The following is a 14,652-nucleotide window of genomic DNA, read 5'->3' as shown; positions in this document are numbered from 1 at the left end:
CGGTCGACGAATCGTCCGATAACGGCCGTGAGCGAATTTCAGACGACCGCGTCGTACGCCTCGCCCATTATCTCGATGGCCTCGCGGAGCGACTCGGTGTCGGTCGCGTACGACAGGCGGGCGTAGCCGTGGCCGTGCTCGCCGAACGCCTCGCCGGGGACGATGATCACGCCGCGGTCGATGCACTCGTCGACGAAGCCCTCGGGAACCTCGGGCATGACGTAGAACGCGCCGCCCGGCGACGGGACGGTGAGGCCGATGTCCTCCAGCCCCTCGACGACGAGGTCGCGGCGCTCGCGGAACGTCTCGGTCATCTCCTCGATTCGGTCCTGCGGGCCGCTGAGCGCGGCTTCGGCAGCGAACTGCGCCGGCGCGGAGGCGCACGCCTGCACGTACTGGTGGACTCGGAGCATGCGCTCGACCCGGCGGGTAGAGCCGTACACCCAGCCCAGTCGCCAGCCGGTCATCGAAAAGAGCTTCGAGGCCGAGTTGACGACGACGACGTTGTCGGTCTCGGCGAACTCGATGGGCGAGCGGTGTTCGCCCTCGAAGACGGTGTACTCGTACACCTCGTCGGAGATGCAGAGCACGTCGTGCTCGTCGGCGATGCGGGCGAACTCGGCGATGTCGTCGGGCGGCGACACCGCGCCCGTCGGGTTGCCGGGGCTGTTGACGACGAACGCCGCGGTGTCCTCGGTGATGGCGTCTTCGACCGCCTCGGGGTCGAGCGTCAGGTCGTCGCGGAGGGGGACCGGCACCGGTTCGCCGCCGGCGAGTTTGGTGAGCGCGTCGTAGGAGACGAAGCCGGGGTCCGGGATGATGACCTCGTCGCCCTCGTTCACGTGCGCCTCGATGGCGATGTGGAGCGCCTCGCTCCCCCCGGCCGTGGCGATGACGTCGCCGGGGTCGAGGTCGACGCCCTGGTCGCGGCGGTGCTTCTCGGCGATTGCCTCGCGCAGGCTCGGGAGTCCCTTGTTCCCCGTGTAGCCGTCCGCCTCGCCGGCCTCAATGGCCTCGACGGCTGCCCGTCGCGCGTGGTCCGGGGCCGGGAAGTCTGGCTGGCCCAACCCGAGGTTGATAGCGTCTTCGCCAGCCGCCTCGAACACCTTGCGAATGCCGCTGATGGAGATGCGCTCCACCCGGTCGGAGAAGTGCGTCATATCCTATCCCGCGTCGCGGTTCGGGATAGTTCTTCCCACGCACGGTCGCGGCCGACCCGTCGGCTCCGTGACGTGACCGACGTACAGTGACGGATTTTACTGCCGCTATCTTGGAGGGGACAATTCAGGAGAACCGACTGTTTCAACCCCGAATGCGGCCGTGAGGTGGATTTTCATCGGTTCTCGCGCGTCATCTACCGCGTCTATCGTTACCGCGTACGCGCCCGGAATAAGGCGCTGATTCGTAACGATGGCAATGACAGAGGCACCACGCTCGACTTCACTCAGCCGTAGACGATTCCTGCAGGGCTCCGGCCTCGCCGCGACCGCCGGCCTCGCGGGCTGTCTCGGCGGGTCCGGCGGGAGCGGGCTGGACGAACTCAACGTCGCCTACATGCCCATCTACCCGGACATGCAGTACTTCGTGTTGGAAGAAGAGGGGCTGTTCGACCAGCTTTCGGTCCCGGTCGCGGGCAAGAAGTTCTCCGACGGTCCGAGCATCGTGCAGGCGTCGGCGACGGGCGACTTCGACGTGATGATGTTCGGCATCGTCCCGGCGATGATTGTCATGGACAAGGGCATCCCCGCGAAGATCACCGCGGCGAACATCAAGAACGCGATGCAGATTCTCGCCACCGACGACTTCGCCGCCCTCTGGGAGGAACACGGTGCGGACGCCTTCGCCGAGTTCGAGGCCCGAGAGGGCCGGAAGTTCACCTTCGGCACGTTCCCGCCGGGGTCGGTCCCCGACATCCTGCTCCGCTACTGGATTCAGAACACGCTCGGGCTCGACCCCGAGGAGGACGTGAACATCAAGGGCCTCGGCGGCGCGGCCGCGGTCCAGCAGGCGCTCCTCTCGAACAACATCGACGGCACGAGCATCATGGAGCCCGTTCCGACGGTCATCGAGGCCAACGACGCGCCGTTCCAGCCCATCGCGTGGGCGGGCGACTTCATGCCCGGCCAGCCCGCGGCGGTCACGCTCATGCACGACCGCCTCCGGCAGGACAACCGCGACCTCGCCACGGAGTTCGTCGAACTCCACCAGCGGGCGACGAACTTCGTCGCCGACAACCCCGACACGGCCGCCCAGCACGCGAGTTCGGTCATCGGCGAGAGCGCGCTCCCGGTCGAGACCGCTCGCGCGGCGCTCGACTCCCCCGCGTCGGACTTCATCACCGACCCCCACGATATCGAAGGCGGCGCTGAAATCTTCGCCGACTACGCCCAGACGCTCGGGAAGACGGAAGCGCAGTTGACCGTCGACGAGATGTTCGATTACGGCATCTACGACTCGCTATGAGCAACGACGAAGTCGGCAGCGGCGTCGCCCTCTCGGAGACGGAGGCGGACGAGCGACTGCTCGACCGGCTCGCGGGGTTCTCCTCTGAACAGACGGGGCTCGCGGTCGCCGGCTTCGCGGGCTTTCTCGCCGTCTGGTACGTCGCCGCGCTGTTCCAGCCGACGTATCTGCTCCCCTCGCCCGTCGAGGTGCTGGCGGCATTCGTCGTCGAACTCACCGCGCCGGCGTCGCTTTCGATTCCCTTCACCGGCGCGGAACTCCCGGCGACTCGACTGGTGGTCAAGCTGATTCAGAGCCTCTACCACTACGTGCCGGGCCTGCTCATCGGGACCTCGCTCGGCGTCTTCGCGGGCGTCGCCATGGGCTGGAACACCCGCGTCGACAGCGTCTTCACGCCCGTCACGCGCCTCCTCCGGCCGATTCCGCCGCTGGCGTGGATCGGCTTCGCCGTCATCTGGCTCGGCGTCAACCACCAGGGCGCGACGTTCATCGTCGCCATCGGCTCCTTCTGGATTAACTTCTACAGCGCCTACGGCGGCGTCGAGGGGGTCTCCGAGGACCTCAAAGAGGTCGCCGCGAGCCTCGGCGTCGACGACGACTGGACGATGATTCGGAAGGTCGTCATCCCGGCGGCCAGCCCCTCGATCATGACCGGCATCCGGACGAGCATCGGCCAGTGCTGGATGATCGTCGTCGCGGCCGAACTCATCGTCGGCGTCGGCGTCGGCTACGAGATTCTCAACACGGCGCAGAACCTCGCCATGGACGTGTCGGTCGCCTACATGCTCGTCATCAGCATCGTCTTCCTCGTGAGCGACGGCCTGTTCCGCCGGGTCGAACGGCGGGCGCTGGAGTGGAGAGCATGAGCGGGGACGCGAACGCGGGAGCCGACGCGACCGCGACCGACCCCGACGAGACCGCGACCGACCCCGACGAGACCGCGACGGTCCGGGTCGATTCGCTCGGCAAGACCTACGCTTCCGACCGCCGGACGGTCGAGGCGCTGTCGGACGTCGAGTTCGCGGTCGAGGACGGCGAGTTCGTCTGTATCGTCGGTCCCTCCGGCTGCGGCAAGACGACGCTGTTCCGCATCATCGCCGGCCTCGAAGACGCCACGTCGGGCGCGGTCACCCTCGACGGCTCGCCCGTCACCGGCCCCGGCACCGACCGCGGCATGGTGTTTCAGGAGTACGGGCTGTTCCCGTGGCGAACCGTCGCCGAGAACGTCGCTTTCGGCCTCGAAGAACAGGGCGTCGAGGAGCCGGCGCGCTCGGAGCGCGTGACTGAGATGCTCGAACTCGTCGGTCTCGACGGCTTCGCCGACGCCTACCCGAAGGAGCTGTCCGGCGGGATGAAACAGCGGGTCGGCATCGCCCGCGCGCTCGCGGTCGACCCCGAACTGCTCCTCATGGACGAGCCGTTCGGCGCGGTCGACGCCCAGACCCGCGACATGCTCCACGGCGAACTGCTCGATATCTGGGCGGAGACGGACAAGACGGTGCTGTTCGTCACCCACGACGTCGAAGAGGCCGTCACGCTCGCCGACCGCGTGGTCGTCATGGCCGCCAACCCGGGCCGCGTCCGCGAAATCGTCTCGGTCGATATCGACCGTCCGCGCGAGCGGACCGAAAGCGAATTTGCAGAATACGTCGAGCGGATTCGCGGGCTGATAGGCGAGTAAGCTTTTCACCCTCGATTCGGTACCTCGGTTTATGATATCTAGACGACAGGTCATCGCTGGCGCAGTCGCCGGACTCGGTGGTATTGGCCTCGTCGGAAACACGGTGTATCAAGAACTCAGGCCGAAGCTGTTGCTCTCGGTGATGAACTTCCACGACCAACCGCACTCCTTGACCGTGCAACTCGTTCGCCGAGGCGCCGACGAGTGGAGCGAAGGACTCGCATGGATGGAGTATATCGACATCGAGGCGCAACCCGAGGACGGAGACGTTCCGAGACTGAATTTTCCGGCGGTTGCTCCCGCTCGGCCGTACATCGTCCACATCGAAGCCCGGAGCAACAATATTGGCGACCGAGAGTTCACGTACCTGCCCGACTGTTCTGGGTACGACTCACCAACCCCCGGACTGTACATCGTCATCTCCACGGAGGGGGAGATTAAACTCAAAGGGACCGGGTGTAGCGATGATTCGCTGTGGTACTGAACTACTCCCGCGCCTCTCGCAACTCGTCGATGTGCGCGTCGATGACCGACAGCGTCGCGTCGGCGTCGACGTAGCCCTTCTCGTACTCCTTCATCGCGCTGTTGTAGTCGCTGAGGAACTGTGCGACCGCGTCGTCGAGGTCGTCGCTCATACACGTCCGTAGCCCCGCCATCGGATTTGAACCTTCGGCCCGCGGACGGCGGGACAGGAAGCGCACGGGACTCCGGCCCGACCGCCGCACCGCGGGACCGTCGATTTATGACCGCGCCCCGCCAACGCGCCGGTAGTGACGACCCTCCGCTTCGAGGACGGAACGATTCACCTCGCTACCGACCTCGATATCTCGATTCCCGGCGTCGAAGCCGACCCCCGAAGCGGCGGCTATCGAGCCCCAGCGATGCGGTACGCCGCCATTCGAGACGAATTAGAGCGACGGGGAACCGAGTTCGAAGACACGCTCGCCCTCGACGCCCCCCTCTCGCTTTCGACGACCTACGACCTCCGCGACTACCAGCGCGCCGCGCTCGACGCGTGGCTCGACGCGGGCGGTCGCGGCGTCGTGGAACTGCCGACCGGCGCGGGCAAGACGGTCCTCGCGGTCGCCGCGATGGTCGCCCGCTCCGTGCCGACGCTCGTCGTCGTGCCGACCATCGATTTACAGGACCAGTGGATACGCGAACTCGAAACCGAGTTCGACGTGCCGGTCGGTCGGTTCGGCGGCGGCGAACAGACCCAAGAGGCCATCACGGTCTCGACGTACGACTCGGCGTACCTCCGCGCCGACGACGTGGGCGGCGACTTCGGCCTCGTCGTCTTCGACGAGGTCCACCACCTCGGCGGCGAGGGATACCAAGACATCCCCAGATTCCTCGCCGCGCCCGCTCGCCTCGGTCTGACGGCGACGTTCGAGCGCCCCGACGGCGCACACGAGCGCGTCGAGGAACTCGTCGGCCCGCGGGTGTACCGCCTCGACGTGGACGACTTGGCGGGCGACCACCTCGCCGACTACGAGGTCCGCCGAATCGAGGTGGAACTCACGGCTGCCGAGCGCGAGACGTACGACGAGGCACAGGAGACGTTCGTGAACTACCTGCGCACCTCGGGGCTGTCGATGCAGTCGGGCAGCGACTACCAGAAACTCGTGATGCGCTCCGGGAACGACCCGAGAGCGCGGGCGGCGCTCCTCGCCAAGCAGCGCGCCCGCGACGTGATGATGAACTCCGAGGCGAAGGTGGACAAACTGGCCCGGTTGCTCGCGCGACACCGCGAGGACCGCGTCATCGTCTTCACCGCCTCGACCGACCTCGTCTACCGCATCTCGCGGCGCTTCCTCGTCCCGCCGATAACCAACGAGACCGGCACGAAAGAGCGCCGCGAAATCCTCGACCGCTTCCGCGACGGCACCTACGACACCGTCGTCGCGGCCAACGTGCTCGACGAGGGCGTGGACGTGCCCGACGCGAATGTCGGCATCCTCCTTTCGGGGTCGGGGTCGGAACGCGAGTTCACCCAGCGCCTCGGTCGCATCCTCCGACCGAAGGCCGACGGCGCGACCGCGACGCTCTACGAACTCGTGAGCGTCGAGACGGCGGAAGAACGGGTCGCGGCCCGGCGTCGGTGACGCGGGTCGGCACCGGCGGGAAAGCGGTCGCCTTCGGAGTCAGGCCAGCGAGACGTTCAGGTCGCCGTTGTTGGCGAAGGCGTCGTACTCGAACTCGAACTCGATTGCGAAGTCGGCGCTCCCGGCTGCCGGGACGGCGAGCTCCTGCGACCGGGTCGACTCCTCGTCGCGGACGCTGACGCGGGCTTCGACCGTGGCGATTCGCTCCGCCCCGCTGTCGTTGACGACCGTCCCGAAGACGCGGAGGCGGCCGTCGTCGGTCGCCTCGAAGTCGACCTCGGAGATACGAACCGGCGGTACCTCCGGGGTGTCTCGGGGCTCCCCTGCCGGTGCCTCGGGCGGGTTTCGCGGACCCGTCGCGCCCGGAAGCGACCCGAGACAGCCGGACGACAGGCCGACCGCGACCAGTCCGAGGAGGCGTCGTCGCTCCATACGATGGCGTCCGCCGCGGGCGCAATGAACCTTGTCGTCCGTGCCGTCGGCCGGTGTCCGCCCGCGCCGTCGCTCACTCTCGCCCCGCCGCCCGAGTCGTTTTTGTCCCGTGGTCCCGTCGTGGCGAGCGTGCTGACGAAGGACCTGCTTCGCGTGTCGCGGGCGGGCGGCGGCTACCACCCGCAGTTCGCCGACCGTGGGGACCGCCCGCTGGCCGCGAAGGCCATCGGCGTCTTCCGGCGGCACGTCGGCGACGCGCGGGCCGACCTCGACGACGCCCTCGCGGACCTCGAAGCCGAGGCCGACGACTTCAAACTCGCCCGCGGCTTCGCGTCGCTGCTCGACCGCGAGGCGGTGTTCGAGACGGCGGCTCCCCTGCCGCCCGTTCGCGCCCGCCGCGCCGCGTTCGAGGCCGCGATGGCGGTCGGTGGCGTAACGACCGACGAGGAGCGAGCCGCGGCGCTCGACCGCGCGGCGTCCTCGCTCGGGTCGTCGCCCGAGGCGGTCGACGAGTCGCTCACGGCCGACCGCGAGGTCGAACAGGTGCTTTCCGAGTTCGACCCGCGGTGGACGCCCGACGAACTGCTCGCGCAGTACAACCTTTCGCTCGCCCAGACCGCCCTGTTCGACGCGACCGAGGTTCGGGTCCGAAGCTCCGACCCGAAGGCAGTCGTCTCGGCGGTCAAGCGCCTCCGCCTCATGTACGAGGTCCGGAAGACCGACGCCGGGCGCGAGGTCGTCGTCACCGGTCCCGACGCGCTCTTTCAGCGAACCAGACGCTACGGAACCGCCTTCGCCCGCCTGCTTCGGTCGGTCGCAACCGCCGGCGACTGGCGACTCGTGGCGACCATCGACGACCGCGGGACGGAACGCGAACTGACGCTCACGAGCGAGGACGTGTCGGTCCCCGGCGTCGAGCCGATGGCCGAACCCGGCTTCGACAGCGACGTGGAGGCCGACTTCGCCGCCCGCTTCCGCGGCCTCGACCTCGACTGGTCGCTCGTCCGGGAGCCGGAGCCCCTCGAAACGGGGACGAGCGTGATGATTCCGGACTTCGCGTTCGACTACGCGCACGCCGACTTCCGCGTCTTCTTCGAGATTATGGGCTTTTGGACGCCCGAGTACGTCGAAAAGAAGCTGGGCCAACTCGCCGACGTGGAGGACGTGGAACTCGTCGTCGCCGTGGACGAGTCGCTCGGCGTCGGCGAGGACATCGCCGCCCGCGACCACCGCGCGGTCCCCTACTCCGGCTCCGTGCGCGTGAAGGACGTGGTGGACGTGCTGCGCGACTACGAGTCCGACCTCGTCGCCGACGCGGCCTCGTCGCTCCCCGCCGAACTCGCGCCGGACGACGACGTGGTCATCCTGTCCGACCTCGCGGCGGCCCGCGGCGTCTCCGTCGACGCGCTCGACGACGTGGTCTTCCCGGAACACGAGCTCGTCGGGCGGACCCTGGTTCGGCCCGCCGTCCTCGACGCGCTCGCCGGGGAAGTCGAGGCGGGGATGTCGCTGTCGGCGGTCGAGTCCGTCCTCGACGACCGCGGCCTCGACGACGCGAGCGCGGTCCTCTCGCGGCTCGGCTACCGGGTCGAGTGGGAGGGTCTGACCGGCGGAACGGTCAAAGAGAAGTAGTCTCGGGGGGCGACCCCGAACCGCTCAGTCGAGTTTGACGAGTTCTTCCTGCCGACCCTTCGGGACGGTCGAGCGGAGTTCCCCGTGGAGGTAGAGCCCGACGCCGAGCGGTTCGAGTTCGCCGGCGATTTCGTGGGCGGCGGTGAGGTAGCCCCAGTCGCCCTCCCATCGGTCGAGCTGTTGGTCGTGGCCGTCGACGAACGCCTTCGCCTCGCCGGGGCTCAGTTCGATGACGTTCTTCGTCGCGTCGCCGCAGAACCGCTGGACCGCGTTGGTCGAGGGCTTCCAGTGGCGCTGACGGGTCCGGAGGATGCGCATTCCGAGCCCCTCGACTTTGATGGGGTCGACGACCTCGCCGTGGAACGCCCAAATCTTGCCCGCGCCCTTCTCCCAGAACGTGTAGCCGTCGAAGACCGCCGGGTCGACGCCGAACCGCTCTTCCCACCAGTCGACGACCTCCTCGCGGGAGGGCCGCCCCTCGACGACGCGGTCGTCGGGCGTCGGCGGCAGGCGGTCGAACTGCTGGCCCCAGTTCTCGTCGGGGGCGGTGTCGTCGCTCATGCGTTCACCTCCAGTTTGGCGGTGAAGAAGCCGCCCGTGTCGTTGTGGTGCGGGTAGACGCGGCGGGCCTTGGTCACCGACGGGTCGTACTCGTCGCCCTCCCACTCGGTGATGCCGGGCGCGGTCTCGAAGCCGTCGGGGACGTCCCACTCGACGACCTCGCAGTCCTCCCGTTCGAGGACGAAGTCGAGGATGGCCTCGTTCTCCTCGGGCGCGAAGGTACACGTGGAGTAGACGACGGTGCCGCCGGCTTTCGTCACCTGCACGGCGCGCCGGAGGATGCCCTTCTGGATGCCGGCGACGCTTTTGACGTGGTTCATCGTCCACTCGTCGAGCACGTCGGGGTTCTTCCGGCAGGTGCCCTCGCAGGAACAGGGGGCGTCGACGAGGACGCGGTCGAACTGCTCGAACGACCCGGACTTTTCGGGGGTCCGGTCCCCGAAGGGCTTCATCGAGAAGTTGCGGGCGTCCTGATTCGACACGACGAGGTTGGTCACGCCGAGGCGCTCGGCGTTGTGGCGGAGCGCCGACAGCCGACCGAGGTTGTTGTCGTTGCCGACGAGGACGCCCTCGTCGTCCATCATGGCGGCAATCTGGGTCGTCTTCGACCCCGGCGCGGCGCAGGTGTCCCAGACGCGCTCGCCCGGTTGCGGGTCGAGTGCGATAGCCGGGAGCGCCGACACCTCCTCTTGGCCGTGGAGCCAGCCGTGGAAGTACGGCCAGTTCGTCCCCGGACTGCTGTCTTCGAGCTTCAGGATGCCGGGGTGCCAGTCGGTCGGTTCGTAGGCGACGCCCTCGTCGTCGAGCGCCTCGCGGGCGCGCGCCACCGTCGTCTTGATGGTGTTGACGCGGACGACGGAGGGAAGCGGCCGCTCGCAGGCCGCGAAAAAGGCCTCCTCGTCGTCCACGAGCGGCGCGTACCGCTGGAGCGGGTTCATGACACTCGATTCCGCGGGGGCGCGCTTGTCGGTTTCGGAGTCGTCGGGTGACGAGCTCGGAGCCGCGGGGAGGCGACGCGGGACGGTTCACGGACGCGGACCCGTCCGTCGATAGCGACGCAGTCGCCCGTCGGATTTACTTCGCCCCGGCGACCATGTTCACGTATGGCACGCATTCGCGTCCTCGCGGAGGAACTCACCGACGAACTGGAGTCGCCGACGCTGGTCGAAGGACTGCCGGGCGTCGGGTTGGTCGGCAAAATTGCGGCCGACCACCTGGTGGAGGCGTTCGACATGACCCACTACGCGGACGTGTTCTGCGAGGGCGTCCCGAAGGTTGCGGTCTACATGAAGGACGACCCGACACTTCACCCGCCAGTCAGGCTCTACGCCGACGCGGAGCGGGACCTGCTCGTCCTCCAGAGCGACATCCCCATCCGGCCCGACGCGGCGACCGAACTCGCCAGCTGTCTCGGCCCGTGGTTCGAAGACCTCGACGTGCTTCCCGTGTTCCTCTCGGGCATCGCCCACGAGAAGTCCGAGGACGTGCCCGCGCTCTACGGCGTCGGCACCGACGGCGCGACGTCGCGGCTCGAAGACGCCGGCATCGACCGTCCGACGGAGACCGGCCTCGTCTCGGGACCGACGGGCGCGCTCCTGAGCAACGCCGTCTCGGTCGGCCGCCCGGCGCTCGCGTTGGTCGTCGAGTCGGACCCGCAGTTCCCGGACCCCGAGGCGGCCCGGGTCATCATCAAACACGGCATCGAACCGCTCGTCGGCGTCGAGGTCCCCGTGGACGACCTCGTGGACAGCGCTACCGAGATACGGCAGGCGAAAGAGCAGTTGGCCCGGCGGATGCAGCAGTCCGACGAGGAGAGCACGCAGGCCCGGCCGCTCGGGATGTACCAGTAAGGCCGCTGTCGGTCGGTGACGGCGGGTATCGACCCGCGCGGCCGCCCCACGGTGAGAAGCGTTTCGGCCGGCCCGCAGTCTACACGTTTAAGCCGCGCCGGCCACTTCTCCCGCCCATGAGCGACGACCCTGCCGAGTCGGCCACGGACGCGAACGCGGAATCCGAGCCCGACGCGGCACCCGACGCAGCGGCGCAGGCGGCCGAAGACGCGGCGACGGACGCCGAGGGCGAGGCGTCGAGCGCCGAGTCGGCGGCCGAGGACCCCGACGCGACGGGCGACGGGCCGGCCGTCTCCGACCGCGTCGCCGAGTACGACGACGACCTCGCGGCCGAGGTCGCGGCGCTCGAAGCCCGCGTCGCCGACCTCGAAGCCGAGCGCGACGAGGCCGAAGCGACGGCCGAGGAACTCCAGTCCCGCCTCAAGCGCACGCAGGCGGACTTCCAGAACTACAAGAAGCGCGCGAAGAAGCGACAGGACCAGATAAAAGAGCGCGCCACCGAGGACTTCGTCGAGCGCGTCGTCACCGTCCGCGACAACCTCGTCCGCGCGCTCGACCAGGACGAGGACGCCGACATCCGCGGCGGCCTCGAATCGACGCTCAAGGAGTTCGACCGCATCCTCGAAGACGAGAACGTCGAAATCATCGCCCCCGAACCGGGGACGGACGTGGACCCCAACCGCCACGAGGTGATGATGCGCGTCGACAGCGACGAGCCCGCGGACACCGTCGCCGACGTGTTCCAGCCCGGTTACGAGATGGCCGACAAGGTCATCCGCGCCGCGCAGATCACGGTCAGTAAGGGCGAGTAGTCGCGAGCGACGCGGCTGTCTCCCCGCGGCCGGCCACGGCGGCTTGACGCGTCGCCGACCCGGGGAGGACTTTTGTTCTCACCTCGCAATCACTACGGCATGCGACTTCGTTCCCGTCGGCGGCGGCCGACCGTGCGCGTCACCCAACACGGTGACCCCGGCGACGACGACCTGCTTTTCGTCCTCGGATGGGGCAACAAGCCGGGTCACCGGAGCGTCGAGTGGCTCCTCGACCGCCTCACCTACGAGGGCTACCACGTCCACGCCGTCGAACTCCCGACGAACGGCTGGGAGTTCGAGGGCCAGTACGTGAGCCCGGTGCGGGCGTACGCGGTCGACCGCGACATCGACCTCGTCCTCAGCCACAGCACCGGCGGCCTCGTCGCCGCCCACCTCGACCTCGCGGTCCGGAACGTCTTTTTGAGCCCGTGGTGGGGGACCGCGACCGCCGGCCTCGATGGCCTGCTGCTCCCCGTCGTCAGGCGGTTGCCGACGACGCGCCCGTTCGTCCCCGCGGGCATCTCTCGTACGGACCTCGGCGAACTGAAACTCGCCGCCGAACTGGCCGACGGCCCGGACAACGCCTCGCCCGCCTTCCTCCGCACGATTCACGGCGCGCAGGAGTCGCTGCCGCCGTTCCGTCCCGACGACGTGGTCTTCGTCTCGCTGTCGGACCGGGTCGTCGACGTTCGCGCAATTGGCGACCGGACCCCCGCGTCGAACCTCGTCCCGTACGACGGCGGCCACGAGTTCTTCGCCAGCGAGGGCAGGGAGCGGACGCTCTCGGTGGTGCTCGACGCCCTCGCCGGAGCGGACCCGTCGTCGCTCCGACTCGGCGGTGCGGGCGCGCCCGGCTCCGACGACTCGACCGACGGAACGGAGCGACCGCAGTCGATGGACTGAGACGCCGTCGCCATCGACATCGACTCTGCCGGACGCGACGCTGGCGACGCGGTCGGCGGTTCTACATAAATCGACCGACCTGTTTCGACGCGAGAACGCAAAATCGCAAGACAGCGTCGACCTCGGTGCGCGCCGTGTGTCGCAGTATCTAGTAACCTTTAACCGGCAAAAGACGGTATTTGCGGGCAAGATGGCGAGCAACAAGATTCTGGGTATCGACCTCGGCACCACGAACAGCGCGTTCGCGGTGATGGAGGGCGGCGACCCGGAGATTATCGTGAACGCAGAAGGCGACCGAACTACCCCCTCCGTCGTCGCGTTCACCGACGACGGTGAGCGGTTGGTCGGCAAGCCGGCGAAGAACCAGGCCATCCAGAACCCCGAGCGCACGATTCGGTCCATCAAGCGCCACATGGGCGAGGACGGCTACTCCGTCGACATCGAGGGCGAGGAGTACACGCCGGAGCAGATTTCGGCGATGATTCTCCAGAAGATCAAGCGCGACGCCGAGGACTACCTCGGCGACGAACTGAAGAAGGCCGTCATCACCGTCCCCGCGTACTTCAACGACAAGCAGCGTCAGGCGACGAAGGACGCCGGCGAAATCGCGGGTCTCGAAGTCGAGCGCATCGTCAACGAGCCGACCGCGGCCTCCATGGCCTACGGCCTCGACGACGAGTCGAACCAGACCGTGCTCGTCTACGACCTCGGCGGCGGCACCTTCGACGTGTCCGTCCTCGACCTCGGCGGCGGCGTCTACGAAGTGGTCGCCACGAACGGGGACAACGACCTCGGCGGCGACGACTGGGACGAGGCCATCATCGACTGGCTCGCCACCGAGTTCAAGAACGACCACGGCATCGACCTCCGCGAGGACCGACAGGCCCTCCAGCGCCTCAAGGACGCGGCAGAGGAGGCCAAAATCGAGCTCTCCTCCCGCAAGGAGACGACCATCAACCTCCCGTTCATCACGGCGACCGACTCCGGGCCGGTCCACCTCGAATACGACCTGACCCGCGCGAAGTTCGAGTCGCTCACCGCTGACCTCATCGACCGGACGGTCGAGCCGACCGAGCAGGCGCTCGAAGACGCCGGCTACGACAAGGGCGACATCGACGACGTCATCCTCGTCGGCGGCTCCACCCGGATGCCGCAGGTCCTCGACAAGGTCGAAGAGCTGCTCGGCTCCGAGCCGAAGAAGTCCGTCAACCCCGACGAGGCCGTCGCGCTCGGCGCGGCCATCCAGGGCGGCGTTCTCGGCGGCGAGGTCGACGACATCGTCCTCCTCGACGTGACGCCGCTGTCGCTCGGTATCGAGGTCAAAGGCGGCCTCTTCGAGCGCCTCATCGAGAAGAACACGACGATTCCGACCGAGGAGTCGAAGATATTCACCACCGCGGCCGACAACCAGACGACGGTGCAGGTCCGCGTCTTCCAGGGCGAACGCGAGATGGCCGAGGACAACGAGCTCCTCGGCGAGTTCACGCTCTCCGGCATCCCGCCGGCCCCCGCGGGCACCCCGCAGATCGAAGTCGGCTTCAACATCGACGAGAACGGCATCGTCAACGTCTCCGCTGAGGACAAGGGCTCCGGCAACGCCGAGTCCATCACCATCGAGGGCGGTGCGGGCCTCTCCGACGACGAGATCGACCGCATGCAGCAGGAGGCCGAACAGCACGCCGAAGAGGACAAAGAGCGCCGCCGCGCCGTCGAGGCCCGCAACGAGGCCGAGGGCGCGGTCCAGCGCGCCGAGACGCTCCTCGAAGAGAACGAAGAGAACGTCGACGACGAACTCCGCGCCGACATCGAGGCGGCCATCGAGGACGTCGAAGCGGTCCTCGAAGACGACGACGCCTCCACGGACGAACTCGAAGACGTGACCGAGGACCTCTCGAAGGAACTGCAGGAAATCGGCAAGCGCATGTACCAACAGCAGGCGCAGGCCGGCGGTGCCGGCGGCGCTGGCGCTGGTGCGGGCGCGGCCGGCGGCCCCGGCGGTGCGGACCCCGAGGACTTCGTCGACGCCGACGCGGACTTCGACGAGGAAGACGAGGACAACTAACGCTAACCACCTGACCGACTCTCGGGTCGCCGAGAGACCCGACGCCGGCGGTCGAATCCGGTCGGAATCCCGGATTTGACGCCGCTCGCGCTCGCCGCGATACGAGAGACGGACTTTTCAAATACCTTCACCGGCTACAAGAGAGCAACTG

General features: G+C 68.1%; 15 protein-coding genes. 10 read left to right on the top strand and 5 right to left on the bottom strand.

The features are described 5' to 3' along the window. Nucleotides 1-38 precede the first annotated feature (38 nt). Entirely contained in the window at nt 39-1,160 is a 1,122-nt protein-coding gene (locus ABY42_RS07805) for a pyridoxal phosphate-dependent aminotransferase (protein ID WP_050459110.1), read from the bottom strand. Nucleotides 1,161-1,416: 256 nt separating this feature from the next. On the opposite strand from ABY42_RS07805, the gene ABY42_RS07800 reads away from it, so the two are divergent. Genes ABY42_RS07800 through ABY42_RS07785 form a run of 4 tightly spaced genes read left to right on the top strand, consistent with a single transcriptional unit; the run spans nt 1,417 to nt 4,628 of the window. Continuing rightward, complete coding sequence (locus ABY42_RS07800) at nt 1,417-2,463, top strand: ABC transporter substrate-binding protein (protein WP_050459109.1); 1,047 nt, start codon at nt 1,417-1,419, stop codon at nt 2,461-2,463. After that, nucleotides 2,460-3,329, top strand: a complete 870-nt coding sequence (locus ABY42_RS07795; protein ID WP_050459108.1) for an ABC transporter permease — start codon at nt 2,460-2,462, stop codon at nt 3,327-3,329. The genes ABY42_RS07800 and ABY42_RS07795 overlap by 4 nt, the downstream gene beginning before the upstream one ends. Next, nucleotides 3,317-4,144, top strand: a complete 828-nt coding sequence (locus tag ABY42_RS07790; RefSeq protein WP_050459107.1) for an ABC transporter ATP-binding protein — start codon at nt 3,317-3,319, stop codon at nt 4,142-4,144. The genes ABY42_RS07795 and ABY42_RS07790 overlap by 13 nt, the downstream gene beginning before the upstream one ends. A 31-nt stretch (nt 4,145-4,175) precedes the next feature. Continuing rightward, a complete protein-coding gene (locus ABY42_RS07785; protein WP_050459106.1) occupies nt 4,176-4,628 on the top strand; it encodes a hypothetical protein in 453 nt (150 codons plus the stop codon). A 1-nt stretch (nt 4,629) separates the two neighbouring features. On the opposite strand, the gene ABY42_RS19785 is transcribed toward ABY42_RS07785, so the two are convergent. After that, a complete protein-coding gene (locus ABY42_RS19785; protein ID WP_004970650.1) occupies nt 4,630-4,779 on the bottom strand; it encodes a hypothetical protein in 150 nt (49 codons plus the stop codon). Nucleotides 4,780-4,914: 135 nt separating this feature from the next. Between ABY42_RS19785 and ABY42_RS07780 the strand changes: the two genes are divergently transcribed. Next, a complete protein-coding gene (locus ABY42_RS07780) occupies nt 4,915-6,249 on the top strand; it encodes a DEAD/DEAH box helicase (RefSeq protein ID WP_050459105.1) in 1,335 nt (444 codons plus the stop codon). Between the two features lie 39 nt (nt 6,250-6,288). Here ABY42_RS07780 and ABY42_RS07775 read toward each other — a convergent pair whose 3' ends face one another. Further along, nucleotides 6,289-6,681: a hypothetical protein gene (locus tag ABY42_RS07775; RefSeq protein ID WP_049905210.1), complete on the bottom strand. Its 393-nt coding sequence runs from the start codon at nt 6,679-6,681 to the stop codon at nt 6,289-6,291. A 129-nt stretch (nt 6,682-6,810) separates the two neighbouring features. On the opposite strand from ABY42_RS07775, the gene ABY42_RS07770 reads away from it, so the two are divergent. Continuing rightward, entirely contained in the window at nt 6,811-8,313 is a 1,503-nt protein-coding gene (locus ABY42_RS07770) for a DUF790 family protein (protein ID WP_050459104.1), read from the top strand. 24 nt (nt 8,314-8,337) lie between these two features. Here ABY42_RS07770 and ABY42_RS07765 read toward each other — a convergent pair whose 3' ends face one another. Then, the gene (locus tag ABY42_RS07765) at nt 8,338-8,874 is read right to left on the bottom strand and encodes a DUF7122 family protein (protein WP_004976811.1); all 537 of its coding nucleotides are present in this window, start codon (nt 8,872-8,874) and stop codon (nt 8,338-8,340) included. Continuing rightward, entirely contained in the window at nt 8,871-9,812 is a 942-nt protein-coding gene (locus ABY42_RS07760; protein ID WP_050459103.1) for an RsmB/NOP family class I SAM-dependent RNA methyltransferase, read from the bottom strand. Before ABY42_RS07760 ends, ABY42_RS07765 begins: the two co-directional genes overlap by 4 nt. A 165-nt stretch (nt 9,813-9,977) precedes the next feature. Here ABY42_RS07760 and ABY42_RS07755 point away from each other — a divergent pair, with 165 nt between their 5' ends. The 4 genes from ABY42_RS07755 to dnaK all read left to right on the top strand — a co-directional run bounded on the left by ABY42_RS07755 (nt 9,978) and on the right by dnaK (nt 14,501). Next, nucleotides 9,978-10,724 (top strand): proteasome assembly chaperone family protein, encoded by a 747-nt coding sequence (locus ABY42_RS07755; RefSeq protein ID WP_050459102.1) that lies wholly within the window; start codon nt 9,978-9,980, stop codon nt 10,722-10,724. A 116-nt stretch (nt 10,725-10,840) separates the two neighbouring features. Then, complete coding sequence (locus tag ABY42_RS07750; protein WP_004976816.1) at nt 10,841-11,536, top strand: nucleotide exchange factor GrpE; 696 nt, start codon at nt 10,841-10,843, stop codon at nt 11,534-11,536. A 132-nt stretch (nt 11,537-11,668) separates the two neighbouring features. Continuing rightward, entirely contained in the window at nt 11,669-12,439 is a 771-nt protein-coding gene (locus ABY42_RS07745) for an alpha/beta hydrolase (protein ID WP_197092925.1), read from the top strand. 190 nt (nt 12,440-12,629) lie between these two features. Beyond that, nucleotides 12,630-14,501, top strand: a complete 1,872-nt coding sequence (gene dnaK, locus ABY42_RS07740) for a molecular chaperone DnaK (protein WP_004976822.1) — start codon at nt 12,630-12,632, stop codon at nt 14,499-14,501. Nucleotides 14,502-14,652 lie beyond the last annotated feature (151 nt).

The sequence above is a fragment of the Haloferax gibbonsii genome, assembly GCF_001190965.1.
Lineage (GTDB): Archaea > Halobacteriota > Halobacteria > Halobacteriales > Haloferacaceae > Haloferax > Haloferax gibbonsii.
This window is presented reverse-complemented; position numbering and strand designations above follow the sequence as displayed.

Excerpts from the sequence above, each read along its gene's own strand:
- ABY42_RS07805 (WP_050459110.1), bottom strand. The coding sequence starts at position 1,160 with ATGACGCACTTCTCCGACCGGGTGGAGCGCATCTCCATCAGCGGCATT.
- ABY42_RS07800 (WP_050459109.1), top strand. The coding sequence starts at position 1,417 with ATGACAGAGGCACCACGCTCGACTTCACTCAGCCGTAGACGATTCCTG.
- ABY42_RS07795 (WP_050459108.1), top strand. The coding sequence starts at position 2,460 with ATGAGCAACGACGAAGTCGGCAGCGGCGTCGCCCTCTCGGAGACGGAG.
- ABY42_RS07785 (WP_050459106.1), top strand. The coding sequence starts at position 4,176 with ATGATATCTAGACGACAGGTCATCGCTGGCGCAGTCGCCGGACTCGGT.
- ABY42_RS19785 (WP_004970650.1), bottom strand. The coding sequence starts at position 4,779 with ATGAGCGACGACCTCGACGACGCGGTCGCACAGTTCCTCAGCGACTAC.
- ABY42_RS07775 (WP_049905210.1), bottom strand. The coding sequence starts at position 6,681 with ATGGAGCGACGACGCCTCCTCGGACTGGTCGCGGTCGGCCTGTCGTCC.
- ABY42_RS07765 (WP_004976811.1), bottom strand. The coding sequence starts at position 8,874 with ATGAGCGACGACACCGCCCCCGACGAGAACTGGGGCCAGCAGTTCGAC.
- ABY42_RS07760 (WP_050459103.1), bottom strand. The coding sequence starts at position 9,812 with ATGAACCCGCTCCAGCGGTACGCGCCGCTCGTGGACGACGAGGAGGCC.
- ABY42_RS07755 (WP_050459102.1), top strand. The coding sequence starts at position 9,978 with ATGGCACGCATTCGCGTCCTCGCGGAGGAACTCACCGACGAACTGGAG.
- ABY42_RS07750 (WP_004976816.1), top strand. The coding sequence starts at position 10,841 with ATGAGCGACGACCCTGCCGAGTCGGCCACGGACGCGAACGCGGAATCC.
- dnaK (WP_004976822.1), top strand. The coding sequence starts at position 12,630 with ATGGCGAGCAACAAGATTCTGGGTATCGACCTCGGCACCACGAACAGC.